The sequence below is a fragment of the Curtobacterium sp. MCSS17_015 genome (genome assembly GCF_003234265.2).
In the GTDB taxonomy this organism is placed as follows: Bacteria; Actinomycetota; Actinomycetes; order Actinomycetales; family Microbacteriaceae; genus Curtobacterium.
Genome location: NZ_CP126256.1, coordinates 1,071,283 through 1,095,965 on the forward strand (window position 1 = coordinate 1,071,283; position 24,683 = coordinate 1,095,965).

The window sequence follows — 24,683 nt, forward strand, 5'->3', positions numbered from 1 at the left end:
GATCCCCGGAACCGCTACCGGCCGGGGTTCAGCGGTTCGTTCTCGAGGCCGTCGCGTCCACCGGTGAAGACGTCCCCGGAGGCCCGTTCGTCCTCCCACCCGTCGTCGGGCACCACCTGCAGTGTGCCGGTCGCGGTCGAGGTGAGGCCGTGCCGCTCGAGCTCGGCGTCGCGCTCACGGCCGAGGAACTCGCGGTTCGCCGTGTTCGCGTCCTGGAACATCGTCGTCCGGCCGGTGACGATCGCCCGGATGCGACGGCGCTCCCACCACTTCTTGCCGAAGTACATGAGCACGAGTCCGGCGGCCGCGTAACAGGCCATCGTGACGAGGCCGCGGGCGGGACCGGGGCCGACGCCGTAGACCTGGTGCTTGATCATGTCGACCATGCTCGAGCCCACCACGACGTGGTTGAGCCACGCGAACGGCTCCGGCATGAACCACTTCGGGTAGGCCCCGCCGGACGACGGCATCGACAGGAAGACGAAGCAGATCATCGCGGGGGCGGCGACGAAGCGTCCGACGAAGTAGCTCAGCCCGTTCACCGCGAGGCCGATGGCGACGATCCAGCCCCAGGCGATGAGCACGAGCGGCAGGAAGTGTCCGTGGATCGCCCCGACCACCGGGCCCGCGAGGGTGTTCGTGATGACGGAGATGACGAGGCCGCCGACGACGATCACGGTCATGCGGGTGCGGTGCCGCAGCGGGCCGCCCATGATGCCGATGAACATCGCCACCATGTAGCCGCCGATGCACCACGCGAGCATGACGTACATCGGAACCGTGCCGTACTCGTCCCACGCCGGGAGCGCGGCGAGTTCGGTGACCTCCGGCGTCGCGACCCCGATGCCGGTCAGCACCGCCGTGAGCGTTGCCGGGACGAGGTTCGCGACCTGGAACTGGTGCGCGCTGGCCTTGGAGAACTCGTTCGTCGACGGGTCGTACGCCACCGCCATCGAACCGGCGAGGACATCGCGCTTCGCCGCCGCGAGGGAGTCGTAGGAGTGGAAGACGAACTCACCCGGCAGGGCCTTCTGCACGGCGGCGACGAACGTCGGGTCGCTGCCGACGAGCGCCACCGGGACGTCGTGCGGGTGCGGTGCGTGGAAGGCGAAGACGTAGCAGAGACAGAACCCGACGATGAAGAACAGCGGCATCCAGAGCTGCAGGCCGATGAGCTGGAGCGACGGGTGCAGCGTGGAGTACCAGCGGCGGTAACGGCCGATGTGCTGCTTCGGTGGCGGCGTGGGCCGGGTCGCGCGCGGTGGACGTGGCGACCGCGGCGACCGTGGCGGCGCGGACGGCGTTCCGCTCACCACGGTGTCGGCGCTGGGCGCCGGCAGGTCGTTGTTCCTGCGTTCGTGGTTCCGCGGGGTGCTCACTCGGCGCTGCGCTCCTGTCTCGTCGTCTGGCGACCCAGGATACGCCGCGTCGGCCGGGCGGCTCGGGGGAGGAGGGCGGCGATCAGGAGCGGCTGCGTGAGGCCTGCGCGGAGTCCATCGCGAGCTCTTCGGCGTCGAGCGTCACGAGCACGCGGCGCATGACCTCTTCGTCCAGGTTGCCCTTCTCGCGTTCCTCGAGCACGATCTCGCGGCGACGGTCGAGCAGTTCACGCCGGATGTCCTGGATCTGGGTGCCGCGGAGCCGTGCGGGGGCGTTGCGCTCCTCGGTCTCCTCTTCTTCTGCGTCCTGCCGGAAGGTCTCGGCCTGCCGTTCCAGACGGGCCTTCAGCCGGGCGACGACCGAGTCGACCGCCTGGTGGCCGTAGCGCTCGGCCCAGTCCGGGCGACGACGGTCGAGGAGCTCGATCGCGGCCACCGTCGTGCGCTGGTTGAGCAGCATCTCGCTGCGGCGGTCCTGGTCGTCCTCGGCGGGGTCCTGCACCTTGAGGGCGCGGATCACGAGCGGCAGCGTCAGGCCCTGCAGCAGGAGGGTGCCGACCGTGACGATGAACGCGATGACGACGATGGTGTCCTGCGCGGGGATCTCGATCGGGTTGTCGATGACGGAGGCCGCCGCAGCGAGCGTCACCACTCCGCGCATGCCGGTCCACGAGATCACGGTGAGTTCCCGCCAGTTGAGCTTCGGTTCGGCCGAGCCGCGGATCCACCGGAGGGACCGGTGCCCCCGGGAGGCGCGGATCCGGAGCGGTCGGATGAACCGGCCGTGCAGGCGGTTCCGTGCGTACGACTCGAAGATGAAGAGGGGACGCACGACGATGACGACCGCGAGCACGACGGCCGCCGCGGTCAGGGTCTGGCCGAGGCTCCGCTCGCTCTCGACGAGGTCCTGCACGACGGTGCTGAGCTGCAGGCCGATGAGCGCGAAGACGAAGCCCTCGAGGATGACGTCGACGCTCGTCCACAGCGGGCGTTCCTGCAGCCGGGTCGCGTAGCCCTCCTTGGGGGAGTTGTAGCCGATGTAGAGACCGGCCGTGACGACCGCGATGACTCCGGAGCCGGACAGTTCCTCCGCCAGGATGTACGCGACGAACGGCAGCAGGATGCTCATGATCGTCTCGACGACGGGGTCGTTGATCCGCATCCGGATCCAGTGCACGACGACGCCGAGCACGCCGCCGACGACGAGGCCGACGCCGATCGCGAGTCCGAAGATCCCGAGGTCCTGCCAGATGGTCAGGGACGTCCCGGCGATGATGAGCGTGAACACCCGGACCAGCGTGAGCGACGCGGCGTCGTTGATGAGGCTCTCGCCGGACAGGACCGTCATCACCCGACGGGGGAGTCCGAGCTTCCGTCCGATCGCGGCGGCGGAGACCGCGTCCGGCGGGGCGACGATGGCACCGAGCAGGATCGCTGCGGGCCACGTCATGTCCGGGATGATCAGGTACGCGGCCAGGCCCACGGCCAGCGCCGTGACGATGACGAGGAAGACGCCGAGTCGTCGGATCTGCTTGATCGACCCCCGGAAGCTCTGCCACGACACGTCGAGCGCGGCGGAGTAGAGCAGCGGCGGCAGGACGACCGTCAGGATGACCTCGGAGTCGATCTCGATGTGCGGCAGGCCAGGGATGAACGACACCCCGAGCGCGACCGCCGTCACGAGCAGCGGAGCGGGGAGACCCCAGGCGCGGGCGAACCCGGTGACGGCGAGCGATCCGACCAACAGGATGAGCAACTCGGCGATGTCCACGGGCTCCATCCTCCCATCGGTTCCGTCCCGACCTGAGCGGATGTGAAGCCCGGGTGAACACCAGGTGACCACTCGGCTTGCTCAGCACCGCCCGGCCTGGGACACTTGCCCGCGGTGGACATCACGCTCATAGTCGTCCTGGTCATTGCGTTGGCCCTCTTCTTCGACTTCACAAACGGTTTTCACGACACCGCCAACGCAATGGCGACCCCGATCGCGACCGGCGCCATGAAGCCCACGGTGGCGGTCTCCGTCGCAGCGGTGCTCAACCTCGTCGGGGCGTTCCTCAGCACCGCTGTGGCGACGTCGATCTCGCACGGGCTCATCAACGAGGGACCCGGTGGCGTCGCCATCAGTCCGGAGATGATCTTCGCCGGCCTGATCGGGGCGGTGGTCTGGAACATGATCACGTGGCTGCGCGGACTGCCGTCGTCGTCCTCGCACGCGCTGTTCGGCGGGCTCATCGGTGCCGCGATCGTCGGTGCTGGCTTCGACTCGGTGAACTACGCGGCCCTGCTGACGGTGGTGATCATCCCGGCGTTCCTGTCGCCGGTGATCGCGGCCCTGGTGTCGCTGCTCGCCACGCGGATCGCGTACCGGATCACCCGGCGACCCGTGTTCCCGAACGAGCGCGGCGGCTTCCGGATCGGCCAGGTGTTCACCAGTTCGATGGTGTCGCTGGCGCACGGCACGAACGACGCGCAGAAGACGATGGGCGTCATCACGCTGACGCTCATCGCCTCGGGAGCGCAGTCCGCCGACCAGGGCGTGCAGTTCTGGGTCGTCGCCGCCTGCGCCCTGGCGATCGCGCTCGGCACGTACACGGGCGGCTGGCGGATCATCCGAACGCTCGGATCGGGCATCACCGAGATCCGGGCGACGCAGGGCTTCGCGGCCGAGGCGTCGACCGCCGCGACGATCCTCGCCTCGAGCCACCTCGGGTTCGCCCTGTCGACGACCCAGGTGTCGTCCGGGTCCATCATCGGTGCCGGCCTCGGCCGCCGCGGGTCGAAGATCCAGTGGTCGACGGCGGGCAAGATCGTCATCGCCTGGTTCATCACGCTCCCGGCTGCCGCAGCGGTCGGCGCGGTCGCCTCGGGCATCGCGCACTTCGGCGTGGTCGGCCTCGTCATCGACGCCGTGGTCGGCGGTGCGGTGGTCCTCGGCCTGTACCTCTGGTCGCTGCGCAAACCGCACGAGCACGCCTCGGCGATCGAGGTGGACGTCGCCGCGAACGCCGTGCTGACCCGCAAGGAGCAGCGCGACCTGCAGCGCGCCAAGCGTGCCGAGGCGGTCGCCGCCCGACGCGCAGAACTGAGCCGCGAGCGGACCCTCCGTCGCATGGCCGGACGCAAGGGAGGCCGTCGCTGATGGGCATCACCGTGGACGGACGCTGTGGAGCGTTCCTGCTGGGGAGGACCTGCTGATGGGCATCGACTGGGGAGCCTTCCTGCTCGTGGCGTTGGTCGCCGTCGTCTCGGCCTGCTTCGTCGTCGCCGTGTACTCGGTCGGCCTCCGGTTCTGGAGCGCCGCCGACGCCCGCGCCGGCAAGTACACCGTGAAGGACGACGGGACGATCGGCCCCGCCACCGCCGGGTTCCCGGACCCGACCGCGGCCGCGACGGCGATCCGGCTGTTCCGGGCGCTCGCCGTGGTCTGCTTCGCGCTCTGCGGCGCGGCCGTGCTGTACGGCATCTACCTGATCGTCCCCGCCTTCCACTGACGCCGACCGCACGGCCACGTCCCGCCGAGCACGCCGCGCCGTACCGACCGGACGGTCGCGGACTACCCTCGGGATCTGACCGCGACGGAGAGGACCACGACGTTGACGAGCGCTGCCACCCGCACCGAGACCGATTCGCTGGGCTCGAGGGAGGTGCCGGTCGACTCCTACTGGGGAATCAACACGTTGCGGGCGATGGAGAACTTCCCGATCGCGTCGGTGCCGATCGCGGTGTACCCGGACCTCGTCGCCGCCCTCGTCACCGTGAAGCAGGCCGCCGCCCGCGCGAACCGGGCGATCGGGGTGCTCGACGCCGAGCGTGCCGACGCCATCGACCGGGCCGCGCAGGAGGTCCGTGACGGGGCGCTGCGCGACCAGTTCGTCGTCGACGTCGTGCAGGGCGGCGCGGGCACCAGCACGAACATGAACACGAACGAGGTCCTGGCGAACCGGGCCCTCGAACTGCTCGGCCGGGAGCGCGGGGACTACGCGTACCTGCACCCGATCGACCACGTGAACCGCAGCCAGTCGACGAACGACACGTACCCGACGAGCATCAAGATCGCGATGATCTACGGGGTGCGCCGTCTGGCCGACCAGCTCGAGCAGCTCTCGGCCGCGTTCGCCGAGCGGGGGAACGCGTTCGCCGACGTCCTCAAGGTCGGCCGCACCCAGCTGCAGGACGCCGTGCCGATGACCCTCGGGCAGGAGTTCACCGGCTTCGCGCACACCATCCAGGAGGACGTCGTCCAGCTCCGCCGGGTGGTGCCGCTGCTGGCGGAGATGAACCTCGGCGCGACGGCCATCGGGACCGGCATCACCGCCGATCCGCTCTACCGCGACGAGGTGCGCCGGCAGCTGCAGGAGGCGAGCGGCATCGACGTCGTCACCGCTCCGGACCTCATCGAGGCGACGAGTGACGCCGGTTCGTTCATGACCCTCTCCGGCACGGTGAAGCGCAGTGCCGCCAAGCTCTCGAAGATCTGCAACGACCTGCGGCTGCTGGCGTCCGGTCCGCAGGCGGGCCTCGGCGAGATCACGCTGCCGGCACGCCAGGCCGGCTCGTCGATCATGCCGGGCAAGGTGAACCCGGTGATCCCGGAGGTCGTGAACCAGATCGCGTTCGCCGTCGCCGGCGCCGACACGACCGTGACGATGGCGGCCGAGGGCGGACAGCTCCAGCTCAACGCCTTCGAGCCGATCATCGCGCACTCGATCCTGCAGTCGTTGCAGTGGATGGCGCGGGGCTGCGCGACCCTCCGCGAGCACTGTGTCACCGGCATCGAGGCGAACGAGGCCAAGCTCGCCGCTCAGGTCGACACGAACGTCGGCGTCGTCACCGCGCTGACGCCGTACATCGGCTACGCGGCCGCCGCCTCGATCGCGCACACGGCGCTGACGACCTCGACGCCGATCTCGACACTGGTGATCGCGGCCGGCCTGATGGACGAGCACCAGGTGCACCGCGTCCTCAGCCCGGCCCGGTTGTCCGGCATCGAACTGGCGACCGGCGCGATGCCGGTGGTCACCGAGGCGATGCTCGAGCAGCACGAGCGCGAGGCGGCCTCCCGCCCCCGCCAGCCCTGACCTGGGAGGCGAGCGGCGGGTCCCCGTCCGACGTCGGACGGCAGGCCCGTGGCGGCCGCTCCCCGCGCCTCCCGTCCGTCAGCCGGTGACGTGCCGGGCGCCTCAGTTCGCGTTCGGGTGCAGGGCGTCGTACCGCCGGAAGGACGGGACGAGCCGGAGCAACAGCGCCACGAGCGCGATGATGAGCACCCCGCCGATCACCGGCGGGTACGCGAACCCGGCGGCGACCACGAGCCCGGCGTACAGGTCGCCGACCCGCGGTCCACCGGTCACGACCACGATGAAGATGCCCTGCAACCGGCCGCGCATCCCGTCCGGCGCGGCGGCCTGGAGGATCGTCCCGCGGAACACGCTGCTCACGTTGTCCGCGCCGCCGGCCACGGCGAGGAAGAGCGCGCAGAGCGCCAGCGCCGGCAGGATGCCCGCCGAGAACGTCTCGGAGGCCCGGCCGCCGAGGAGGTGCGCGCAGGCGACGACGACGCCGAACGCAGCGATCGCTCCGCCGTAGACCGTGATCGCCCAGCCGACCGCCTCGCCCTGGCGGCGCACGTGGCCGAGCGGGCCGGAGAAGATCCCCGAGAGCAGCGCGCCGATGGCGTAGGCCGCCGTCAGGGTCCCGACGGTGATCGACCCGCCGCCGACGACGAGGGCGCCGATCGCGGGGAACAGCACCCGGGGCTGCCCGAAGGTCATCGCGATGATGTCGAGCACGAACGTCATCGTGATGTTGCGCGAGCGGCGGAGGAACTTCGCCCCCTCGATCAGCGACGACAGCCCGGGGCGCAGGGCGTCGTGCTCCGGGGCCATCCGCGGCAGGGTGACCACCCCGAGGAACGCCGCGCTGAACAGGACGACGTCGACCGTGTAGGTGGGCGCGAAGCCGAACGCGGCGACGAGCACGCCGCCGACGGCAGGACCGACGGTCACCGAGAACCCGGCACTGATGCTGTTGAGGGCGCTCGCCGCGGGGAGCAGCTCGATGCCGACCAGGCGGGGCACGATCGCCGCCCGCGACGCCCCGATCACGGTGCCGGCGACGGCGTTCACGGTGACGAGGACGTACAGCAGCGTGACGCTGTCGAAGCCGAGCCACGCGTGGGCGGCGATGAGCGCGGTCGACACCCACGCCAGGACCGCGGAGACCAGGGCCACGGTGCGGCGGTCGAAGGCGTCGGCGAGCATCCCGCCGTACAGGCCGGCGAGGATCATCGGGACGAGGGAGATGACGCCGACGAGCGACACCATGAAGGTGGACCGGGTGATCTCGTACACCTCGAGGCCCACCGTGACGCTCGTCATCATGGTGCCGATGCCGGCGATCGAGCTGCCGATCCAGAGCCGCGCGAACGCGGGGGAGCGGCGGAGCGGGGTCAGGTCGGCGAGCAGGGAACGGCGGAGCTTCGCGGGGGCATCTGGTGTCACGATGGAACCATTCTGTGGCCTGGAGGGCTCCTGCGGGGCACGTGCGCGTCCTCTGGTTGACTGGCGGGCATGACTGACCTGAACAGCAAGCCCGAGTTCGACGCCCCCGAGGGCCCGGCCCCCACCGACCTCGTCATCACCGACATCGTCGAGGGCGACGGCGAGGTCGCCGAGGCCGGCTCGACCGTCAAGGTGCACTACGCCGGCGTCGAGTACGAGTCCGGCGAGGAGTTCGACAGCTCCTGGGGCCGCGGCGAGCCGATCGACTTCCCCCTCGCGGCACTCGTCCGCGGCTGGCAGGAGGGCATCCCCGGCATGAAGGTCGGCGGTCGCCGCAAGCTCGTCGTCCCGCCGGAGCTCGCCTACGGCCCGGCCGGTGGCGGACACTTCCTCTCCGGCAAGACGCTCATCTTCGTCATCGACCTGCTCGGGGTCCGCTGATGGCGGGCGTCCCGGAGGTCCCGACCCTCGAGCTGAACGACGGGCACCGGATCCCGGCGCTCGGTCTCGGCACGTACTCGCTCGACGGGGACGACGGGGTCGCGGCGGTCGGCGCAGCGATCACGAGCGGGTACCGCCTGCTCGACACCGCGCTGAACTACGGCAACGAGGACGCGGTGGGCCGCGCGGTCCGCGAGTCCGACGTGCCGCGCGACGAGTTCGTCGTGACGTCGAAGCTGCCGGGACGCCACCACGGCTACGACGAGGCGCACCGGTCCGTGGACGAGACCCTGGCGAACCTGGGGCTCGACCACCTCGACCTGTACCTCATCCACTGGCCGAACCCCTCGGTCGGGAAGTTCGTCGAGACCTGGAAGGCGTTCGTCGACCTCCGCGACAGCGGCAAGGTGCGCTCGATCGGCGTCTCGAACTTCACGCCGGAGCACCTCGACCGCATCCTCGACGCCACCGGGGTCGCCCCCGCGGTGAACCAGGTCGAGCTGCACCCGTACTTCCCGCAGGCCGGGCTCCGCGCCGTGCACGAGCGTCTCGGCATCGCGACCGAGAGCTGGAGCCCGCTGGCGAAGCAGTCGGAGCTCCTCACCGAGGAGCCCGTCACCGCCGCCGCCACGGCACACGGGGTGTCGGCCGGCCAGGTCGTGCTCCGCTGGCACGTCCAGCTCGGCGCCGTCCCGGTCCCGAAGTCGGGCGACCCGGACCGCCAGCGCGAGAACCTCGACGTGTTCGGCTTCACGCTGACCGACGACGAGGTCCGGGCCATCTCGGCGCTCGAGCGCGGTCGGCTCTGGGACGGCGACCCGGACACGCACGAGGAGATGTAGACGCCGCACACGCGTCGAACCCGACCGGGGCAGGGGGATACCATTGGTACCCCTGTCCCGAAGGGTTGCGAGTGTCCGAAGCGCGTGTGTCCGAACCGACCGAGATCGACCGCGAGCGCGGGTACGTCGACGGGCTGTTCCGCCGTCTCGACGAGCTGACCGCCGACGCCGAACAGCGCCTCGTCGAGACCCGTCGCCAGGCCGTCGGGGGCAACCACCAGAGCCGCACCGAGCGTGACGCCTTCGCCAGGCTGTACGAGGACACCGTCGCCACGCTCCGACAGGTGGGCGACCGCCTGGTGTTCGGGCGACTCGAGGTCCAGGACCCGCCCGCCGACGAGGACACGTTCCGGTACATCGGCCGGGTCGGCCTGCGGGACGCCGATCACCGTCCGCTGCTCCTCGACTGGCGCGTGCCCGGGGCCAGTGCCTTCTACCAGGCGACGGCGGCTCACCCGATGGGCATGCGTGCCCGTCGCCACCTGACGCTCGAGGGCCGGTCGGTCGTCGGCGTCGAGGACGAGGTGTTCGACGCCTCGCTGTACGACGACGAGCGGACGCACCTGCAGGGCGAAGGAGCCCTGCTCGCGGCCGTCACCGCCGAGCGCACCGGCCGGATGACCGACATCGTCGCGACGATCCAGGGTGAGCAGGACCGCATCATCCGGTCGCCGCTCGAGGGCGTCCTCATCGTGCAGGGTGGTCCCGGCACCGGCAAGACCGCCGTCGCCCTGCACCGGGCGGCGTACCTGCTCTACTCGTACCGCGAGCGGCTGCGCGGGTCCGGCGTGCTCGTCGTGGGACCGTCGCCGGCGTTCCTCACCTACATCGAGCAGGTGCTCCCGTCCCTCGGTGAGACCGGCGTCGTGATGGCGTCCCTCGGTTCGCTGTACCCGGGGCTGCACACCACGGTCCACGACCGCCGTGACGTCGCCGCCGTGAAGGGCTCCGCCGAGATGGCCGACCTGCTCCGTCGAGCCGTCCGTTCGCGTCAGGTCGTCCCGACCGAGACCGTGACGCTCGACGTCGAGGGCGAGCGACTGGTCGTCCCGCCGCAGCTCGTCGCCGAGGCGATGCGTCGGGCGCAGGACCGCGGGAAGCCGCACAACGTCGCTCGGGTCACCTTCAACAAGACCGCGCTCGACGCGATGACGCGTCTCCTGGCCGAGCAGCTGCGGCAGCGTGGGACGACGGTCGACGAGGCCGACGAGAAGGTCCTGCGCGAGGACATCCGGAGCTCGCACGATGCCCGCGTCCTGCTCAACACCGCATGGCTGCCGCTGCCCGCCGAGAAGCTCCTCGAGGACCTGTACGCCCGGCCGAACTGGCTCGAGTCCCTGACGCCGAACTGGACCCCCGAGCGTCGGGCACTGCTCCGCCGTGCGCGCGGCTCCGGGTTCACGGTGGAGGACGTCCCGCTCCTCGATGAGGCCGCCGAGCTGCTCGGCGTGTTCGACCCGACCGGTGGTGCGGCGAAGCGGCAGGCGAAGGCGAGCCGGAACCGGGACATCGAGAACGCCCGGCAGGCCATCGAGAACATGGGTGTCGAGGGGATCGTCAGCGCCGAGCAGGTCGCCGGGGCGTTCGCCGAGGGCGGGGACCCCCGCTCCACGGCCGAGCGCGCCGCCGAGGACCGCGAATGGACCTACGGGCACATCGTCGTCGACGAGGCGCAGGAGCTTTCGCCGATGCAGTGGCGGATCCTCGCCCGGCGCAACCCGCTCCGGTCCTTCACCATCGTCGGGGACATGGCGCAGGGGTCGTCGCCCGGTGCCGCCCGGACCTGGGACGACGTGCGCGGGGCGCTGGCCCGTCGTCGTCGTGGTCGTGCTCCGCAGGTGCCGCTCGACTCGCGGGTCGAGGAGCTCACCGTCAACTACCGCACGCCGCGCTCCATCGTCGAGGCCGCCGGTGCCTTCGCCGAGTCGGCGGGCCTCACCGTGACCGCGAACGAGGCGGTGCGCGACGGCGACCCGGTCGAGGAGCTGACGGTCGCCCGTGCGGACCTCCTCGACGCGGTCGCCGAGCGCGTCGACGCCGAGCGGGACCTGATCGGGTCGGGGACGATCGGCGTCATCGTGCCGGAGGCCGACGTCACCGCCGTCCGGGAGCGCCTCGCCCGGACCGACGCCGACGTCCGTGGTCTGGGTTCGCCGCGCCCGGGGTCGGTGACCGTGCTCACCGGCGCGGACGCGAAGGGGCTGGAGTTCGACGGCGTCCTGCTCGTCGACCCGGACCGGGTCGGGTCCGACGCGGCCCGGGCGGCGGCAGCGGTCTACGTCGCGATGACGCGTCCGACGCGGCGGTTGACGGTCCTGACGGTCGCCTGAACCTGCCTCCGACCAAGGGCAGCGGTCCCCGAACCGCTCTGGCCGCCCTCGCTCAGCGAACAGCGAGCAGCGAGCGGTGCGCAGCCGTCGGCGCGGCGGCTGCCCGTCCGGGCGGACGGGAGGCCCGGCGCTCGCCCGTCAGCCCGGCTCGCCCTGGTCGCGCACGCGCTCCACGAGCGTCGCCCACGGGCCGTCGAGCCGCCGCCCGGGGATCGTCACCGTCGTCCGGGCCACGCTCACCGTCCAGACGAAGTCGTCCCGGACACCGTCGTCGTCCGCCGGCCCGGCGACGTCGCGGGGGAGTGCCCCCACGAGCGCGTCCCACCGGTCCTGGTCGGGTCGGGAGTCGGTGTCGACCCGCCAGCTCCGCGTCGTCCCGGCGAACCCACCGCTGCGGCGCACGACGATCTGCATGCTGCGGAACCTACGCCGTCAGCACGCGGTCGGTCCAGCCGTCGGGCCGCGGGTCAGGGCCGCACCCCGACGCTCCGCCACGCCTCGGCCACCGCGGTGTGCTCGCGGGAGCGGCCACCGAACCGGTCGGCGGCCACCCGCACGGTGACGGCCGCGAACCCCGCGAAGTCGATCGACGCGCCGACCTCGGCGGACGTCAGCGCGTCCCACCACACGGCACCGGCCCCGGTCCAGGTCGGACCGCCGATCGCCGTCGCCGCCAGGAAGAACGCGTGGTTCGGGATGCCGGAGTTGAGGTGCACCCCGCCCTGGTCCTCGGTCGTGTCGACGTAGTCCGCCATCGTCGCCGGCTGGGGGTCCTTCCCGAGCACCGGGTCGTCGTACGCCGTGCCGGGCGCCCGCATCGAGCGGAGGGCCACCCCCTGCACGGCGTCGGTGAAGAGGCCGGCGCCGATGAGCCAGGTCGCCTGCTCCGCCGTCTGCCCGGCCGCGTACTGGGCCACGAGCGACCCGAACACGTCGCTCATCGACTCGTTGAGCGCGCCCGACTGCCCCTGGTAGACGAGGTCGGCGGTGTACTGGGTGACACCGTGTGCGAGCTCGTGCCCGATCACGTCGAGGGCGATCGTGAAGCGCCGGAAGACCTCGCCGTCCCCGTCACCGAACACCATCCGTCGACCGTCCCAGTAGGCGTTGTCGTACTGCTGTCCGTAGTGCACGGTGGCGTCGAGGGGGAGTCCGGCGCCGTCGATCGACGCACGGCCGAACACGTCGAGCCAGAACGCGTGCGTGGCGCCGAGCCCGGCGTACGCTTCGTCGACGGCCGGGTCGCCGGTGTCGCCCTCGCCCTCGAGCCGGACCGCCCTGCCCGGCAGGGTGGTGGTGCCGGCAGCGTCCGAGACCGTCCGCTGCGGCGACGTGTCCGTCCGACCGACGGTCCGGGCAGCCCGGAGGCCGGTCGCCTGCTTCGGCTCCTGGACGAGGTCGATCGTGGCGAGCGCCGTGCGTGCGGCCGAGGTGGCCCGTGGGAAGCGGTCCTCCGGCGCGTCGGCGACGGCACGGAGCAGGTACGGCGGGACGACGGAGCGCCGGGTGCGGCTGGTCATGGCGACATGCAACCACCGGCGGCCGACAGCGCGACCGGGCTGTCGTCAGTCCCGCTTGCGGTTGGCGACCAGGGCGAGCGCGTACGACTCCCACCACTCGCCGGCGGCCGGACCGCCGTTGCAGCTGCCGTCGCTCAGTCCGGGCGTCTTCACCCAGAGCAGTGCGTCGAGCCGCGTCGTGCCGCGGGTGACGTGCGGCGTCTGCCCGAGGCCGGCGCCGTCGGGGTTGCACCAGTCACCGCGCCAGCCCTGCCCGTTCCGCGAGACGTCGATGACGAAGTGCGGGTCACCGCCGATCGTGTCGGCCAGCTCGTCGGCGTAGGCACGCTCCTGGTCGACGCGGTAGAAGTTCGACACGTTCGTGGCGAAGCCCTGCACCCGGTCGACGCCCGCGCGCCGCAGCCAGTCGGCCATCGTCGGCACCGGTACGCGGTTCTCGTTGCCGCCGTCGAGGTACACCGTCAGCCCGTGGCCGCTCAGGGCGCCGACGGCCTCCCGGAGGAGCGGCAGCCGGGTGTCGCGCAGGCGCGCGCAGACGGCGATCTGCGCGATCGAGTCGGGCTCGACGAGGACGACCGCCTGCGAGCCCGCGAGCGCCCGCACGACCGCCCGGACCCACGGCAGGTAGGCGTCGGCCGTCGTGCCGCCGCGGGACCAGTGTCCGCAGTCGCGGTCCGGGATCGCGTACAGCACGAACACCGGCGTCTTCTGCTGTGTCCGGGCGGCGGCGAGGACGCGCTCCACGGTGGCGACCGTCTCCGGTACCGAGGGGTCGGTGAGCCAGGTCGCGATGGGTTGGTCGGCGATCACGGCCAGCCGCTCCGCCGTGGCCACCTGTCCCGCCTCGCGCGCGGCCGTCACGTGCCAGCGCGGCTGGTTGGCGCTGGAGGGCTGGTGCGCGAGCCCGCCGGGCCAGGCCTCGGCGACGCTCTTGCGGTGCACGACCTGCCGGTCCCCGGTCCGGGGCAGGACCACGGTCACCGCGACGACCACCGCGACGACGAGCGCGGCCACGACCCCGATCCACACCCACTGTCTCGCGGTCGACGCCCGTTGCGCTCCCGGCATCGGCCGATCCTCCCTGTCGCGCGCCGCCCCCGATCGACGCCGCTGCTGTCGGCCATGTTCCCATCCGATCGGCACCGGATGCCAGGGCACTGCCCAGCACCCGGCCAGCAGCGGTGCCGCAGACTGACGTGATGCTGCGGAAACTGCTCCTCCTCGCCCTGACGGCGGGCTACGCCTGGGTGATCTGGCGCATGACGCTGACGCCGCACGTCTTCACCGAGGCCGAGAACTCCCTCGTCCTGCACGCGGTCGCCTGGGTCCAGCAGCTGCCGCACGGCGCGTGGTTCACCTACGACCGGACGGAGTTCCTCGCGAACGTCGCGATGTTCGTGCCGGTCGGGCTGATCGCCGCGCTGTGGCTGCCCCGACGCTGGTGGATCCTCGGCGCGGTCGTCGCCGTCGGGTTGTCGGTCGGGATCGAGTTCGCGCAGGCCGTGTACCTGCCCTACCGGGTCGCCGACCCCCGCGACGTGCTGTCGAACGGCATGGGCGGCCTGCTCGGTGCGACGTTCGTCGGGTTCGTCCGGAGCCTGCTGCCCGAGCGGCGTCGGCGTCGACCCCTGCGTGCCCGGACCGCCTGAGCCCGCCGGCTCGTCCTGGCCTGCTCCCGCTCTGGTATGCTCGTTCGGTTGCCGTCGAACGGCCGCGGATCAAGAGCGCTCACACAGCAGGTGTGGGCACCGCGCAACGGACACGCTCTCACGCAGAGCAGGAAAGGGGATCCTCCATGGCACTTGACGCGAAGATCAAGCAGGAGATCATCGAAGAGTACGCGACCCACCCGGGCGACACCGGATCCCCCGAGGTCCAGGTCGCCGTTCTGACGCGTCGTATCAACGACCTGAACGAGCACCTCAAGGAGCACAAGCACGACCACCACTCGCGTCGTGGCCTGCTGCTCATGGTCGGTCAGCGTCGCCGTCTCCTCGGTTACCTCTCCGACGTCGACATCGCCCGCTACCGCGCGCTCATCGAGCGCCTCGGCCTGCGCCGCTAGTCATCGTCAGGGTGCTGCCTCGTCGCAGCCCTGCTGGTCCGGAGCCCCGGTCCTCCTCGTGAGGGTCGGGGCTCCGTCGTTCCCGGAGTTCCGTCGTCCAGGGTGCCCGGTCGCCGACCAGTGCCCCGTTCCGCCACGTGCCCGCACGAGCACCGCGGGAATGCCGACGGGTCCGGCCCGGTTCCGTGTACTGTTCATGCAAACGCATTGAAAGTCGGGAGCTCCCATGACCACCATCGCCGTCGTCTCCGCCGGTCTCTCCGAGCCCAGCTCGACCCGCCTCCTCGCCGACCGCCTCGCGGCCGCCGCCGTCGCCGCGCTCGAGGGCGAGCCGGGAGGCCCGGTCCAGGTCCGCAACGTCGACCTCCGCCCGCTCGCGCACGAGATCACCGACGCGATGCTGACCCGCTTCTCCGCACCGGCACTCGCGGCCGCGACGGCAACGGTCGTCGAGGCGGACGCGGTCGTGTTCGTCACGCCGGTCTTCACGGCAGGCATGAGCGGCCTGGCGAAGTCCTTCCTCGACGTGCTGGACAAGGACGCCCTCACCGACATGCCGGTGCTGCTCGGCGCGACCGGCGGGACCGCACGGCACTCGCTCGCCCTCGAGCACGGCATCCGGCCGGTGTTCGCCTACCTCCGCGCCGCCGTCGTCCCCACCGCGGTCTTCGCGGCCACGGACGACTGGGGGAGCGACGACGCGGGCGCGCTCGACGCACGGATCCGGCGGGGTGGGGCCGACCTCGCCTGGGCGGTCCGGGCCTCCCGGCGGCAGCCGCAGTCGGCGGACACGCTGCCGGCGGTCACCGACTTCGCGTCGCTGCTCGGCGGCCTGCGGAACTAGGCCGCCGGGATCGACCCGCCCGAGCTGCAGGCCGCTGGGGCCCGCACGGTCAGTACCAGTGCGGGTCGACGCTCATCTCGTGGTCCCACGCACCGCACGGTGACCCGTAGCGGTCCTGGATGTACGCCAGGCCCCAGTCGATCTGCGTCTCGGCGTTCGTCCGCCAGTCCGCGCCCGCGGCGGCGAGCTTCGACGCCGGCAGGGCCTGCGGGATCCCGTACGCACCGCTCGAGGAGTTGAGCGCGTTCGCCCGCCAGCCGGACTCCTGCGTCCACAGCGAGACGAGACAGCCGAACTGGTCGTCCCCCCACCCGTGGCTGCCGAGGGCACTGTGCGCGTAGGCCTGCGCGGCCGCCGGGTCGACCGTGACACCGTCGGTGCTCGGGTAGGCGTTGTCCGACGACGTCGCAGCCCCCGATGCCGACCGTGCCGCAGCCTCGGCGGCGGCCCGTGCCGCGGCTGCCTGCGCCGCCGCCTGTGCCGCGACCGCCTGCCCGACCTCGTAGCGGCGCTGGGTCTCGGCGGTGGAGTCCTCGAGCTCGGCGAGCTGCGCGTACAGCTCGTCGCTGTGCGACCGGGTCCGGGCCACGGCCGCGTCCGCCCGGCGCTTCGCCGCGCGCGCGGTCGACGCCGTCGTCTCCGCCGCGGCCGCGAGGGACGCACGCTCGTGTTCGGCCCGCGCCGCCTGGTCGTGCAGTGCGGATGCGGTCCCGGCGGCGACCTCGGCCTCGTCCATCACCCCGTCCCACGTCGTCGACAGCTGGTCGAGCGCGCCGAGCTGGTAGAGCAGCTGCTCGGGGTCGTCGGCCGTCGCGATCCGCGTCGTCATCTGGTCGGTCGAGCCGTCCCGGTACAGGTCGGCGGCCAGCTGCCCGGCCCGGGTGCGGGCGCGCTCGGCGGTCGCGGACGCTTCGTCGGCCTGGGCCTGGAGGCCCGTCGCGGTCCGCGTGGCCTCGGTCAGGTCCGCCTCGGCCGCAGCGGCGTCGGCTGCGGCCTCGAGGGCGGCCTGCGACGTCTCGGCCGCGTCGGCCTGGACCGCGCGCAGCGCCGCGCGCACCTTCGTCACCTCGGCCTGCTTCGCCTGTTCGTCGCCCTTCGCCCGCTCGACGTCCTGCCACGTCGGGTACTCGGTCGCCGAGGACGGCGCCGCGGTCACGGCGGGGACCAGGAGGGCGCCGACCAGCACGCCCGCGACGAGGAGGGCACGACGGGCCCCCGTCCGCCGAGGGACGTCGCCCGGTGCTGCGACCCGTGGTCCGGCGTTCCGTCGTGCTGCTTCCCCGCGCATGGGTGCAGGCTACCGAGGACACGCCCGTTCGCCGTCAGCGCCGCCGCTGGTCCACCGCAGAATGCTAAGGTCGGCTCGTCTGGGGACCGTTCCCCGAGACGACACACAACACCGCACGCAGACCGGCACGAAGCTGGTCATCGGTGGTGGCATCCGGGCCGGACATGCGTCCCGAGTGCTTCTACTGCTGGCCAGACATGCGTTCCGCGTCGTGGAGCGCACGTGCACGCGTGTGCCCGAGGCCGGGTCTGCTGCATCACACACGCAAGGAGGCATCCTCTTGGAGGGTCCCGAGATCAAGTTCGCCGAAGCGATCATCGACAACGGTCGCTTCGGCACCAGGACGGTCCGGTTCGAGACCGGTCGTCTCGCGCAGCAGGCACAGGGTGCCGTCGCCGCGTACCTGGACGAAGAAACCATGCTGCTGTCGGCCACCAGCGCCGGCAAGCACCCGCGCGAGGGCTTCGACTTCTTCCCCCTGACGGTCGACGTCGAGGAGCGCTCGTACGCCGCGGGCAAGATCCCCGGCTCGTTCTTCCGCCGCGAGGGCCGCCCCAGCACCGAGGCGATCCTCGTCTGCCGACTCATCGACCGGCCGCTGCGCCCGTCGTTCGTCGACGGCCTCCGCAACGAGGTCCAGATCGTCATCACCGTCCTGAGCATCGCGCCGGACGAGTTCTACGACGCGCTCGCGATCAACGCGGCCTCCGCGTCGACGCAGATCTCCGGTCTGCCGTTCTCCGGCCCGATCGCCGGTGTGCGCCTCGCCCTGATCCCGGGTGCGAACGGCACCGACCAGTGGGTCGCGTTCCCGAAGGCCTCGCAGCTCGCCGACGCCGTCTTCGACCTCACCGTCGCCGGCCGTGTCGTCACCGACGAGGCGGGCAACGAGGACGTCGCGATCATGATGGTCGAGGCCGAGGCCACCGAGCACAGCTGGGACCTCATCGAGGGCGGTGCGACGAAGCCGGACGAGGCCGTCGTGGCGCAGGGCCTCGAAGCGGCCAAGCCGTTCCTCAAGGTGCTCGTCGAGGCGCAGGCGAAGATGGCCGCGCAGTCGGCCAAGGAGATCCAGGACTACCCGGTCTTCCCGCCGTACGCCGACGAGGTCTACGCCGCCGTCGAGTCCATCGCGCTCGAGGACCTCACGGGCGTCTACCAGATCGCCGGCAAGCTCGAGCGCCAGGACGCCGACGACGCCCTCAAGGCCCGCGTCAAGGCGGCCATCGCCGAGCAGGTCGCCGCGGGCACGCTGCCCGAGACCGCCAACGGCCAGGTCAGCGCCGCGTACAAGTCGGTCACGAAGAAGGTCGTCCGCGACCGCATCCTGACCGAGCAGGTCCGCATGGACGGCCGCGGCCTCGCCGACATCCGTCCGCTCGACGCCGAGGTCGCCGTGATCCCGCGCGTCCACGGTTCCGCGATCTTCCAGCGCGGCGAGACCCAGATCCTGGGCGTCACCACGCTGAACATGCTCAAGATGGAGCAGCAGATCGACTCGCTGTCGCCCGTCACGAAGAAGCGCTACCTGCACCACTACAACTTCCCGCCCTACTCGACCGGTGAGACCGGCCGCGTCGGGTCGCCGAAGCGTCGTGAGATCGGGCACGGCTTCCTGGCCGAGCGCGCCCTCGTGCCGGTGCTGCCGTCGCGCGAGGAGTTCCCGTACGCCATCCGTCAGGTGTCCGAGGCCCTCGGCTCCAACGGTTCGACGTCGATGGGCTCCGTCTGCGCCTCGACCCTGTCGCTCCTCAACGCCGGTGTGCCCCTCAAGGCGCCGGTCGCGGGCATCGCGATGGGCCTCGTCTCCGACACCGTCGACGGTCAGACCCGCTACGCGGCGCTGACCGACATCCTCGGTGCCGAGGACGCCCTCGGCGACATGGACTTCAAGGTCGCCGGCACCGCGGACTTCGTCACCGCGATCCAGCTCGACACCAAGCTCGACGGCATCCCGTCGTCGGTCCTCGACGCCGCCCTCAAGCAGGCCAAGGAGGCCCGCTCGGCCATCCTCGGCGTGCTGACCGAGGCGATCGACGCCCCCGACGAGATGGCCGACACCGCCCCGCGCGTGATCTCGGTCACCATCCCGGTCGACAAGATCGGCGAGCTGATCGGCCCGAAGGGCAAGACGATCAACGGGATCCAGGACACCACCGGTGCCGACATCTCGATCGAGGACGACGGCACGGTCTACATCGGTGCCGTCGACGGTCCGTCGGCCGAGGCCGCCCGTGCCCAGGTCAACGCGATCGCGAACCCGACGAACCCGGAGATCGGGGACCAGTTCCTCGGCACCGTCGTGAAGATCGCCACCTTCGGCGCCTTCGTGTCGCTGCTGCCGGGCCGTGACGGTCTGCTGCACGTCTCCGAGGTGCGCAAGCTCGCCGGAGGCAAGCGCGTCGAGAACGTCGAGGACGTCCTGGGCGTCGGCCAGAAGATCCTGGTCGAGGTCACCAAGGTCGACGACCGCGGCAAGCTGTCGCTCGCCCCGGTCGTGGCCGACGAGGTGGACACCGAGGGTCGCGACGACCACGGCACCCACGCGGAGATGCCCGCCGAAGGCTGATCACCGATCGCCGGAACACCACGACGGCCGCTGTCCTGATGGACGGCGGCCGTCGTCGTGTCGCGGGGCGGGCCTCCCGACGGTCCGTCGCCGGGCGGCGGCGGGGTCAGGAGGCGGGCGTCTCCTGGATGCCGACGAGCTGCGCGCGACCCAGCAGGTGTTCGCGGAGCATGAAGCCGACGACGGCCGGCGTCGCGTCGGCGGGGACCTCGAGCGTCGGGACGGCGAGCGCGCTCAGCGTGAAGAAGTAGCGGTGCGGGCCGTGGCCGGCAGGCGGGGCCGCACCGAGGAAGGTGTCCGTCCCGTACTCGTTGCGGCGACGGGTCGCGCCCTCGGGCAGCAGCGTGTCGTCGGTGCCGGCGCCCTGCGGCAGGGACGTGACCGACGCGGGGATGTCCGAGACCGTCCAGTGCCAGAAGCCCGAGCCGGTGGGGGCGTCGGGGTCGTACACCGTGAGCACGAAGCTCTGCGTGCCCTCGGGTGCCCCGGACCACGTCAGCGCGGGGGAGCGGTCCTCGCCGCCGGCGTCGGTGCCGCGCGCCCATCCGGGCAGCTGTCCACCGTCGGTGAAGTCGGGGCTGGAGAGGGCGAAGGACGCCACGTCGGGCAGGTTCCAGTTGGGGTCGTTGGTCATGCTCCGAGCCAACACCCGCACGCCCCACGGACACCGGGAACGGTCGACCGGCCCCTCAGGCGGACAGGACCCGGTCCGCGACCCGGGTGAGCGCCGCGGTCGCCGCGATCGCGTCACCGGCGTAGGCGCCGGACATCGCACCGTCGCGGGCGAGCATGAGCTCGTCGGCACCGTCCCCGGCGAGCGGGTGTCCGGCGGCCTGCAGCAGGTCGCCGAGTCGTTCGGTGTACCAGTCGCGGTGCATCGCGACGACCTCGCGCACCGGGTCACGCGGGTCGTGGTACTCGGCGGCGGCGTTGAGGAACGCGCAACCGCGGAAGCCAGAGCGGTTCACGTCGGCAGCGAGGGCGTCGACCCAGGCGCGGACGGCCGACTCGGGGGTGTCCGCGTCGGCGACGACGGACTCCATCCAGGCCTGCACGCGCGTGTGCTGCTCACGCACGTAGGCGAGGATCAGGTTGTCCTTCGAGCCGTAGTGCTTGTAGAACGTCGCCTTCGTGACGCTCGCCTCGGAGATGAGACGGTCGACGCCGACGCCGTGGATGCCCTCTTCGTAGAACAGACGGGTCGCCGTCTCGAGGATGCGGACCTTCGCGCCGCCGGAGCGGGGAGCCGGGGGGACGCTCGACCCGTCCGGCGACGCGAGGTTCTGGTTGCTCGAGACCGGTCCTTGCAGACGCTGGCCCAGGAGACGCTGGACGGTCGGTTGGGGGGAATCGACCGTCACAGCGTGGCTCTCCTTGGGTCATCGGCTCCGCGGCGGAGTGGGGGGACTCGTTGCCGCGCAGGACTGATGTCCCGAGCCACCGGATCGAGATCTAGGGGGGCTCCCGATCCGGTGACATCACTGTAGCACAAGGAGGACAGACAGACGAGTCCGTCTGTCCTTCTTTTTTGTACCCCTGATCGAGTGACCTCCCCACACGGGCGGGAAACTGGGCGGTGCACCCGACGGCCTTCAGTAGAGTCATCACGATGAACCGCCCAGTGCCGCTGCCGCTCGAGGCTCCGGAAACGTCCTTCGTGACGTCCGGTGGAGCCCTCGTCCGGCGCACCGTTCTCGCCTCGGGCGTCCGTGTGCTCACCGAGTCCGTCCCGTCCGTCCACTCCACGAGCATCGGGTACTGGGTGGGAGTCGGCTCTCGAGACGAGCGCGCCGGGCAGTACGGTTCCACGCACTTCCTCGAGCACCTCCTCTTCAAGGGCACCGCGAACCGCAGCGCGCTCGACATCGCGGTGGCGTTCGACTCCGTCGGTGGCGAGCACAACGCCGCGACCGCGAAGGAGTACACCTGCTACTACGCCCGCGTCCGGGACACCGACGTCCCGATGGCGGTGGGCGTCATCGGCGACATGGTGACGAACTCGACACTCGACCCCGCGGCCTTCGACGTCGAGCGCGGCGTCATCCTCGAAGAACTCGCGATGGCTGCGGACGACCCGGCCGACGTCGCCGGAGAGGCGTTCTTCGCCGCGACCTTCGACGGACACGCCCTCGGCCGACCGATCGGTGGAACCCCGGAGTCGATCCGCGAGGTCCAGCGCGACGAGGTGATGGCGCACTACGCCGAGCACTACGAGCCGAACGGCATCGTCGTGACCGCCGCCGGCGCCGTCGACCACGACCACTTCTGTGCGCTCGTGGAGTCCGTCTTCGCCGACGCCGCGGCAGCCGCGCCGCTCGGACGGCGCACCGCGCAGCCCGTGGCGGACCCGGTGCAGTCCTCGGTGCGGGTCGTGCACCGCCCCACCGAGCAGGTCAGCATGCTCCGCGGATCCCAGGGTCTCGACCTCCGCGACGACCGCCGCCCGGTGCTCAGTGTCCTCAACGCCGTGCTCGGCGGCGGGATGAGTTCACGGCTCTTCCAGGAGGTCCGTGAGCGCCGCGGACTGGCCTACGCGGTCTCGTCCTTCGCGCCCGCCTACCTCGACAACGGTGCCTTCGGGGTCTACGCCGGCTGCGCTCCGGACAACGTCACCGGCGTCGTCGAGATCATCGACGGCGAGTTCCGCCGCATGGTCGACGACGGCATCACCGAGGACGAGCTCCGCCGTGCCAAGGGCCAGATCGAAGGCGCGCTGACCCTCTCGCTCGAGGACTCCGACGCGCGGATGACCCGCCTCGGCCGCGCCGAGCTCGGCACCGGTGAGTTCACCGACCTCGCAACCGCCCTGGAGCGCGTCGACCGCGTCACCGCCGCCGACGTGCTCGACCTGTCCCGCGACCTCCTGACCCGGCCGACGGTGACCGCCGTCGTCGGCGACGTGCAGCGCGACCGTCTGGCGGCCGCACTCGGGATCGACGGTTGACCTCCACGATGTCGCACTACCTCTACCTCGTCCGGCACGGTGAACACCAGGACGCCGAGCACGGTCTGCGGGACGGCAAGCTCTCGGAACGCGGCAAGCGGCAGGCGATGCTCATCGCGGACCGACTGGGTGGCGTGCCCTTCGACGGCGTCTGGCACTCCCCGCTCGACGCCCCGAGCGAGACCGCGTCCTTCCTGCAGCAGCGGCTGCCGGCCATCCAGCCGGAGCCGTCCACCCTCTTGTTCGACTGCATCCCGTCCGGACCGACGCCCGACATGCCGCACGCCTACAAGGGCTGGTACGGCGGTGTCACCGAGGAGGAGATCGCTGCCGGGCAGGCGCAGATGGGCGACGCGGTCGCCGAGTGGTTCACCCCCGCCATGGAGGACCGGCACGACCTCCTCATCACGCACAACGCCGTGATCGGCTGGTTCGTGCGCGAGGTCTTCCAGGCCCCGGAGTGGCGCTGGATGGGCACGAACGTCGCGCACGGGTCGCTCACGATCGTCCGCATCCGTTCGGCGAAGCCCGCCGAGCTCGTCACACTCAACGACCTGGCGCACCTGCCGGTGGAGCTCCGCACCGGACTGCCCGTCCCGCAGCCGCTCTGACGGGACGCCGGCCGCCCGTCCCGTGGACGATCCCGGACGGGAGGCTGCCGGCCGTGTCAGCGCACCGGCTTGCGGTACCAGGCGGTCGCGTTGGGGTTCTCGTTGAACGCCGCCACCCGCTCGTAGCCGCGACCGCGGTACATCGCCCCCGCTGCGACGAGCGAGTCGTTGGTGTCGAGGACGACGCCGGTCGCCCCGAACTCCACCGCGGCGGCTTCGAGCACGTCCATGACGGCGGTCGCGACCCCGCGGCCCCGGCCCTCCGGCGCGACGAACACGTGCTTCACCTCGAAGCGCACGTCGCCGTCGGCGTCCGGGATGCGCCGGAGCCCACCACAGCCCACCGCGGTGTCACCGTCGAACGCGACCACGAACACACCGTTCGGCGGGACGAACTCGGCGGCCGGGGTGCGCTTGCGTGAGTAGCTGCCCTGCGCGCTCGGGAACGTCGCCTCGCGTTCGTCGAGGTACCGGTCGAGCAGGTCGTCGACCTCGGGGAGGTCGGCGGGGACGACGCGGACGCTGACCTGACTGCGATCCTCGGGCATGCTCCGATCCTAGGATGGGGGCATGGTCACTCCCGTCGCCGTCGTCGGCGCCTCCGGTCGGCTCGGGGGTCTCGTGGCCTCCGTCGTCGAGGAACTCCACGACTTCGAACTCGTCGCACGGTTGTCCTCGCGGGACAGCGCACACGACGCCCCCGGGTCGGTCTTCGCGGGCGCCCGGATCGTCGTCGACGTCACCGTCCCGGCTCTGAGTCCCGCGATCGTCGAGAACGCCCTGGCCACGGGCGCGAACGTGCTGGTGGGCACCTCCGGCTGGTCGGGGGAGCGGCTCGGCAGGCTGCGGACGTCACTCGCCGACCGGCCCGAGCAGGGCGCCTTCGTCGTGCCGAACTTCTCGATCGGGTCGGTGATCGGCACGCACCTGGCGACGATCGCCGCACCCTGGTTCCCCTCGGTCGAGATCGTCGAGAGCCACCACGCGGGCAAGATCGACTCGCCGTCGGGCACCGCGGTCCGCACGGCCGAGCTCATCGCCGAGGCCCGGCGGGACGTCGGCCCGGTCGAGGCGCCACACGTCGACCAGCGCGCCCGCGGACAGCAGGTCGCGAGCGTGCCGGTCCACTCGCTCCGGCTGCCCGGGGTGAAGGCCGTGCAGGACGTCGTGCTGAGCGGCCCCGGCGAGACCCTGACCATCCGGCACGACACCGGGGACGACGCGGCGTACCTGCCCGGCATCCGTGCCGCACTGCAGGCCGTCGGTCCGATGCGCGGGTTGACGGTCGGACTCGGCTCCGTGCTCGGCATCGGCTAGGAGACGCTCGTGCGAGGCCTGCGGTCACCG

At 71.7% G+C, this 24,683-nt stretch carries 23 protein-coding genes; 13 read left to right on the forward strand and 10 right to left on the reverse strand.

Features of this window, described 5'->3' with window-relative positions; genetic code table 11:
* Window positions 1-14: 14 nt before the first annotated feature.
* Together DEJ18_RS05045 and DEJ18_RS05050 are read right to left on the reverse strand one after the other, a co-directional pair.
* A complete protein-coding gene (locus DEJ18_RS05045) occupies window positions 15-1,379 on the reverse strand; it encodes an ABC transporter permease (protein WP_111211259.1) in 1,365 nt (454 codons plus the stop codon).
* An 82-nt stretch (window positions 1,380-1,461) separates the two neighbouring features.
* Window positions 1,462-3,159: a cation:proton antiporter gene (locus DEJ18_RS05050; RefSeq protein ID WP_258376989.1), complete on the reverse strand. Its 1,698-nt coding sequence runs from the start codon at window positions 3,157-3,159 to the stop codon at window positions 1,462-1,464.
* A 105-nt stretch (window positions 3,160-3,264) separates the two neighbouring features.
* Here DEJ18_RS05050 and DEJ18_RS05055 point away from each other — a divergent pair, with 105 nt between their 5' ends.
* The 3 genes from DEJ18_RS05055 (at window position 3,265) to DEJ18_RS05065 (ending at window position 6,460) form a co-directional block, all read left to right on the forward strand.
* The gene (locus tag DEJ18_RS05055) at window positions 3,265-4,521 is read left to right on the forward strand and encodes an inorganic phosphate transporter (RefSeq protein WP_111211258.1); all 1,257 of its coding nucleotides are present in this window, start codon (window positions 3,265-3,267) and stop codon (window positions 4,519-4,521) included.
* A gap of 55 nt (window positions 4,522-4,576) precedes the next feature.
* A complete protein-coding gene (locus DEJ18_RS05060; protein ID WP_111211257.1) occupies window positions 4,577-4,873 on the forward strand; it encodes a hypothetical protein in 297 nt (98 codons plus the stop codon).
* A gap of 75 nt (window positions 4,874-4,948) precedes the next feature.
* Window positions 4,949-6,460, forward strand: coding sequence for an aspartate ammonia-lyase (locus DEJ18_RS05065; protein WP_502866266.1), 1,512 nt, complete (start codon window positions 4,949-4,951; stop codon window positions 6,458-6,460).
* Between the two features lie 102 nt (window positions 6,461-6,562).
* On the opposite strand, the gene DEJ18_RS05070 is transcribed toward DEJ18_RS05065, so the two are convergent.
* The gene (locus DEJ18_RS05070; RefSeq protein WP_111211255.1) at window positions 6,563-7,882 is read right to left on the reverse strand and encodes an MFS transporter; all 1,320 of its coding nucleotides are present in this window, start codon (window positions 7,880-7,882) and stop codon (window positions 6,563-6,565) included.
* Window positions 7,883-7,951: 69 nt separating this feature from the next.
* Here DEJ18_RS05070 and DEJ18_RS05075 point away from each other — a divergent pair, with 69 nt between their 5' ends.
* From DEJ18_RS05075 to DEJ18_RS05085, 3 genes are all read left to right on the forward strand, one after another.
* Entirely contained in the window at window positions 7,952-8,323 is a 372-nt protein-coding gene (locus DEJ18_RS05075) for an FKBP-type peptidyl-prolyl cis-trans isomerase (RefSeq protein ID WP_111211254.1), read from the forward strand.
* Window positions 8,323-9,165 (forward strand): aldo/keto reductase, encoded by an 843-nt coding sequence (locus tag DEJ18_RS05080; RefSeq protein WP_111211253.1) that lies wholly within the window; start codon window positions 8,323-8,325, stop codon window positions 9,163-9,165. Before DEJ18_RS05075 ends, DEJ18_RS05080 begins: the two co-directional genes overlap by 1 nt.
* A gap of 71 nt (window positions 9,166-9,236) precedes the next feature.
* The gene (locus DEJ18_RS05085; protein ID WP_284178366.1) at window positions 9,237-11,495 is read left to right on the forward strand and encodes a HelD family protein; all 2,259 of its coding nucleotides are present in this window, start codon (window positions 9,237-9,239) and stop codon (window positions 11,493-11,495) included.
* Between the two features lie 138 nt (window positions 11,496-11,633).
* Here the strand turns inward: DEJ18_RS05085 and DEJ18_RS05090 are convergent, their stop codons facing one another.
* From DEJ18_RS05090 to DEJ18_RS05100, 3 genes are read right to left on the reverse strand one after another with little or no spacing between them, the layout of a single operon-like run.
* Window positions 11,634-11,909, reverse strand: coding sequence for a protealysin inhibitor emfourin (locus DEJ18_RS05090; protein WP_111211252.1), 276 nt, complete (start codon window positions 11,907-11,909; stop codon window positions 11,634-11,636).
* A 53-nt stretch (window positions 11,910-11,962) separates the two neighbouring features.
* A complete protein-coding gene (locus tag DEJ18_RS05095) occupies window positions 11,963-13,015 on the reverse strand; it encodes a M4 family metallopeptidase (RefSeq protein WP_111211251.1) in 1,053 nt (350 codons plus the stop codon).
* 45 nt (window positions 13,016-13,060) lie between these two features.
* Complete coding sequence (locus DEJ18_RS05100) at window positions 13,061-14,083, reverse strand: glycoside hydrolase family 6 protein (RefSeq protein WP_111211250.1); 1,023 nt, start codon at window positions 14,081-14,083, stop codon at window positions 13,061-13,063.
* A gap of 131 nt (window positions 14,084-14,214) precedes the next feature.
* On the opposite strand from DEJ18_RS05100, the gene DEJ18_RS05105 reads away from it, so the two are divergent.
* The 3 genes from DEJ18_RS05105 to DEJ18_RS05115 all read left to right on the forward strand — a co-directional run bounded on the left by DEJ18_RS05105 (window position 14,215) and on the right by DEJ18_RS05115 (window position 15,924).
* On the forward strand, window positions 14,215-14,664 hold the full coding sequence (locus DEJ18_RS05105) for a VanZ family protein (RefSeq protein ID WP_111081153.1): 450 nt from the start codon (window positions 14,215-14,217) through the stop codon (window positions 14,662-14,664).
* A gap of 146 nt (window positions 14,665-14,810) precedes the next feature.
* Complete coding sequence (gene rpsO / locus DEJ18_RS05110; RefSeq protein ID WP_110823867.1) at window positions 14,811-15,080, forward strand: 30S ribosomal protein S15; 270 nt, start codon at window positions 14,811-14,813, stop codon at window positions 15,078-15,080.
* 226 nt (window positions 15,081-15,306) lie between these two features.
* The gene (locus DEJ18_RS05115) at window positions 15,307-15,924 is read left to right on the forward strand and encodes a CE1759 family FMN reductase (protein ID WP_111211248.1); all 618 of its coding nucleotides are present in this window, start codon (window positions 15,307-15,309) and stop codon (window positions 15,922-15,924) included.
* A 49-nt stretch (window positions 15,925-15,973) separates the two neighbouring features.
* Here the strand turns inward: DEJ18_RS05115 and DEJ18_RS05120 are convergent, their stop codons facing one another.
* Entirely contained in the window at window positions 15,974-17,212 is a 1,239-nt protein-coding gene (locus DEJ18_RS05120) for an aggregation-promoting factor C-terminal-like domain-containing protein (RefSeq protein ID WP_146241615.1), read from the reverse strand.
* Window positions 17,213-17,492: 280 nt separating this feature from the next.
* Between DEJ18_RS05120 and DEJ18_RS05125 the strand changes: the two genes are divergently transcribed.
* Entirely contained in the window at window positions 17,493-19,781 is a 2,289-nt protein-coding gene (locus DEJ18_RS05125; protein ID WP_111211246.1) for a polyribonucleotide nucleotidyltransferase, read from the forward strand.
* Between the two features lie 106 nt (window positions 19,782-19,887).
* Here the strand turns inward: DEJ18_RS05125 and DEJ18_RS05130 are convergent, their stop codons facing one another.
* Window positions 19,888-20,415, reverse strand: coding sequence for a YbhB/YbcL family Raf kinase inhibitor-like protein (locus tag DEJ18_RS05130; RefSeq protein ID WP_111081149.1), 528 nt, complete (start codon window positions 20,413-20,415; stop codon window positions 19,888-19,890).
* A 55-nt stretch (window positions 20,416-20,470) separates the two neighbouring features.
* Complete coding sequence (locus DEJ18_RS05135) at window positions 20,471-21,142, reverse strand: TetR/AcrR family transcriptional regulator (protein ID WP_111211245.1); 672 nt, start codon at window positions 21,140-21,142, stop codon at window positions 20,471-20,473.
* Window positions 21,143-21,390: 248 nt separating this feature from the next.
* Between DEJ18_RS05135 and DEJ18_RS05140 the strand changes: the two genes are divergently transcribed.
* A complete protein-coding gene (locus tag DEJ18_RS05140; RefSeq protein WP_111081147.1) occupies window positions 21,391-22,725 on the forward strand; it encodes a M16 family metallopeptidase in 1,335 nt (444 codons plus the stop codon).
* 8 nt (window positions 22,726-22,733) lie between these two features.
* Entirely contained in the window at window positions 22,734-23,336 is a 603-nt protein-coding gene (locus DEJ18_RS05145; RefSeq protein ID WP_111081146.1) for a histidine phosphatase family protein, read from the forward strand.
* A 56-nt stretch (window positions 23,337-23,392) separates the two neighbouring features.
* Here the strand turns inward: DEJ18_RS05145 and DEJ18_RS05150 are convergent, their stop codons facing one another.
* Window positions 23,393-23,884 carry a GNAT family N-acetyltransferase gene (locus DEJ18_RS05150; protein ID WP_111211244.1) on the reverse strand — a complete coding sequence of 164 codons (492 nt, stop codon included), beginning with the start codon at window positions 23,882-23,884 and terminating at the stop codon, window positions 23,393-23,395.
* A 22-nt stretch (window positions 23,885-23,906) separates the two neighbouring features.
* On the opposite strand from DEJ18_RS05150, the gene DEJ18_RS05155 reads away from it, so the two are divergent.
* Window positions 23,907-24,653 (forward strand): 4-hydroxy-tetrahydrodipicolinate reductase, encoded by a 747-nt coding sequence (locus tag DEJ18_RS05155; RefSeq protein WP_111081144.1) that lies wholly within the window; start codon window positions 23,907-23,909, stop codon window positions 24,651-24,653.
* Window positions 24,654-24,683 lie beyond the last annotated feature (30 nt).

What these genes read in the sequence shown, in the direction of transcription:
- DEJ18_RS05145 (WP_111081146.1), top strand. Translation starts at nt 22,734, where the DNA reads ATGTCGCACTACCTCTACCTCGTCCGGCACGGTGAACACCAGGACGCC.
- DEJ18_RS05130 (WP_111081149.1), bottom strand. Translation starts at nt 20,415, where the DNA reads ATGACCAACGACCCCAACTGGAACCTGCCCGACGTGGCGTCCTTCGCC.
- DEJ18_RS05150 (WP_111211244.1), bottom strand. Translation starts at nt 23,884, where the DNA reads ATGCCCGAGGATCGCAGTCAGGTCAGCGTCCGCGTCGTCCCCGCCGAC.
- DEJ18_RS05155 (WP_111081144.1), top strand. Translation starts at nt 23,907, where the DNA reads ATGGTCACTCCCGTCGCCGTCGTCGGCGCCTCCGGTCGGCTCGGGGGT.
- DEJ18_RS05050 (WP_258376989.1), bottom strand. Translation starts at nt 3,159, where the DNA reads ATGGAGCCCGTGGACATCGCCGAGTTGCTCATCCTGTTGGTCGGATCG.
- DEJ18_RS05090 (WP_111211252.1), bottom strand. Translation starts at nt 11,909, where the DNA reads ATGCAGATCGTCGTGCGCCGCAGCGGTGGGTTCGCCGGGACGACGCGG.
- DEJ18_RS05120 (WP_146241615.1), bottom strand. Translation starts at nt 17,212, where the DNA reads ATGCGCGGGGAAGCAGCACGACGGAACGCCGGACCACGGGTCGCAGCA.
- DEJ18_RS05080 (WP_111211253.1), top strand. Translation starts at nt 8,323, where the DNA reads ATGGCGGGCGTCCCGGAGGTCCCGACCCTCGAGCTGAACGACGGGCAC.
- DEJ18_RS05075 (WP_111211254.1), top strand. Translation starts at nt 7,952, where the DNA reads ATGACTGACCTGAACAGCAAGCCCGAGTTCGACGCCCCCGAGGGCCCG.
- DEJ18_RS05105 (WP_111081153.1), top strand. Translation starts at nt 14,215, where the DNA reads ATGCTGCGGAAACTGCTCCTCCTCGCCCTGACGGCGGGCTACGCCTGG.
- DEJ18_RS05060 (WP_111211257.1), top strand. Translation starts at nt 4,577, where the DNA reads ATGGGCATCGACTGGGGAGCCTTCCTGCTCGTGGCGTTGGTCGCCGTC.
- rpsO (WP_110823867.1), top strand. Translation starts at nt 14,811, where the DNA reads ATGGCACTTGACGCGAAGATCAAGCAGGAGATCATCGAAGAGTACGCG.
- DEJ18_RS05140 (WP_111081147.1), top strand. Translation starts at nt 21,391, where the DNA reads ATGAACCGCCCAGTGCCGCTGCCGCTCGAGGCTCCGGAAACGTCCTTC.
- DEJ18_RS05095 (WP_111211251.1), bottom strand. Translation starts at nt 13,015, where the DNA reads ATGACCAGCCGCACCCGGCGCTCCGTCGTCCCGCCGTACCTGCTCCGT.
- DEJ18_RS05115 (WP_111211248.1), top strand. Translation starts at nt 15,307, where the DNA reads ATGACCACCATCGCCGTCGTCTCCGCCGGTCTCTCCGAGCCCAGCTCG.
- DEJ18_RS05100 (WP_111211250.1), bottom strand. Translation starts at nt 14,083, where the DNA reads ATGCCGGGAGCGCAACGGGCGTCGACCGCGAGACAGTGGGTGTGGATC.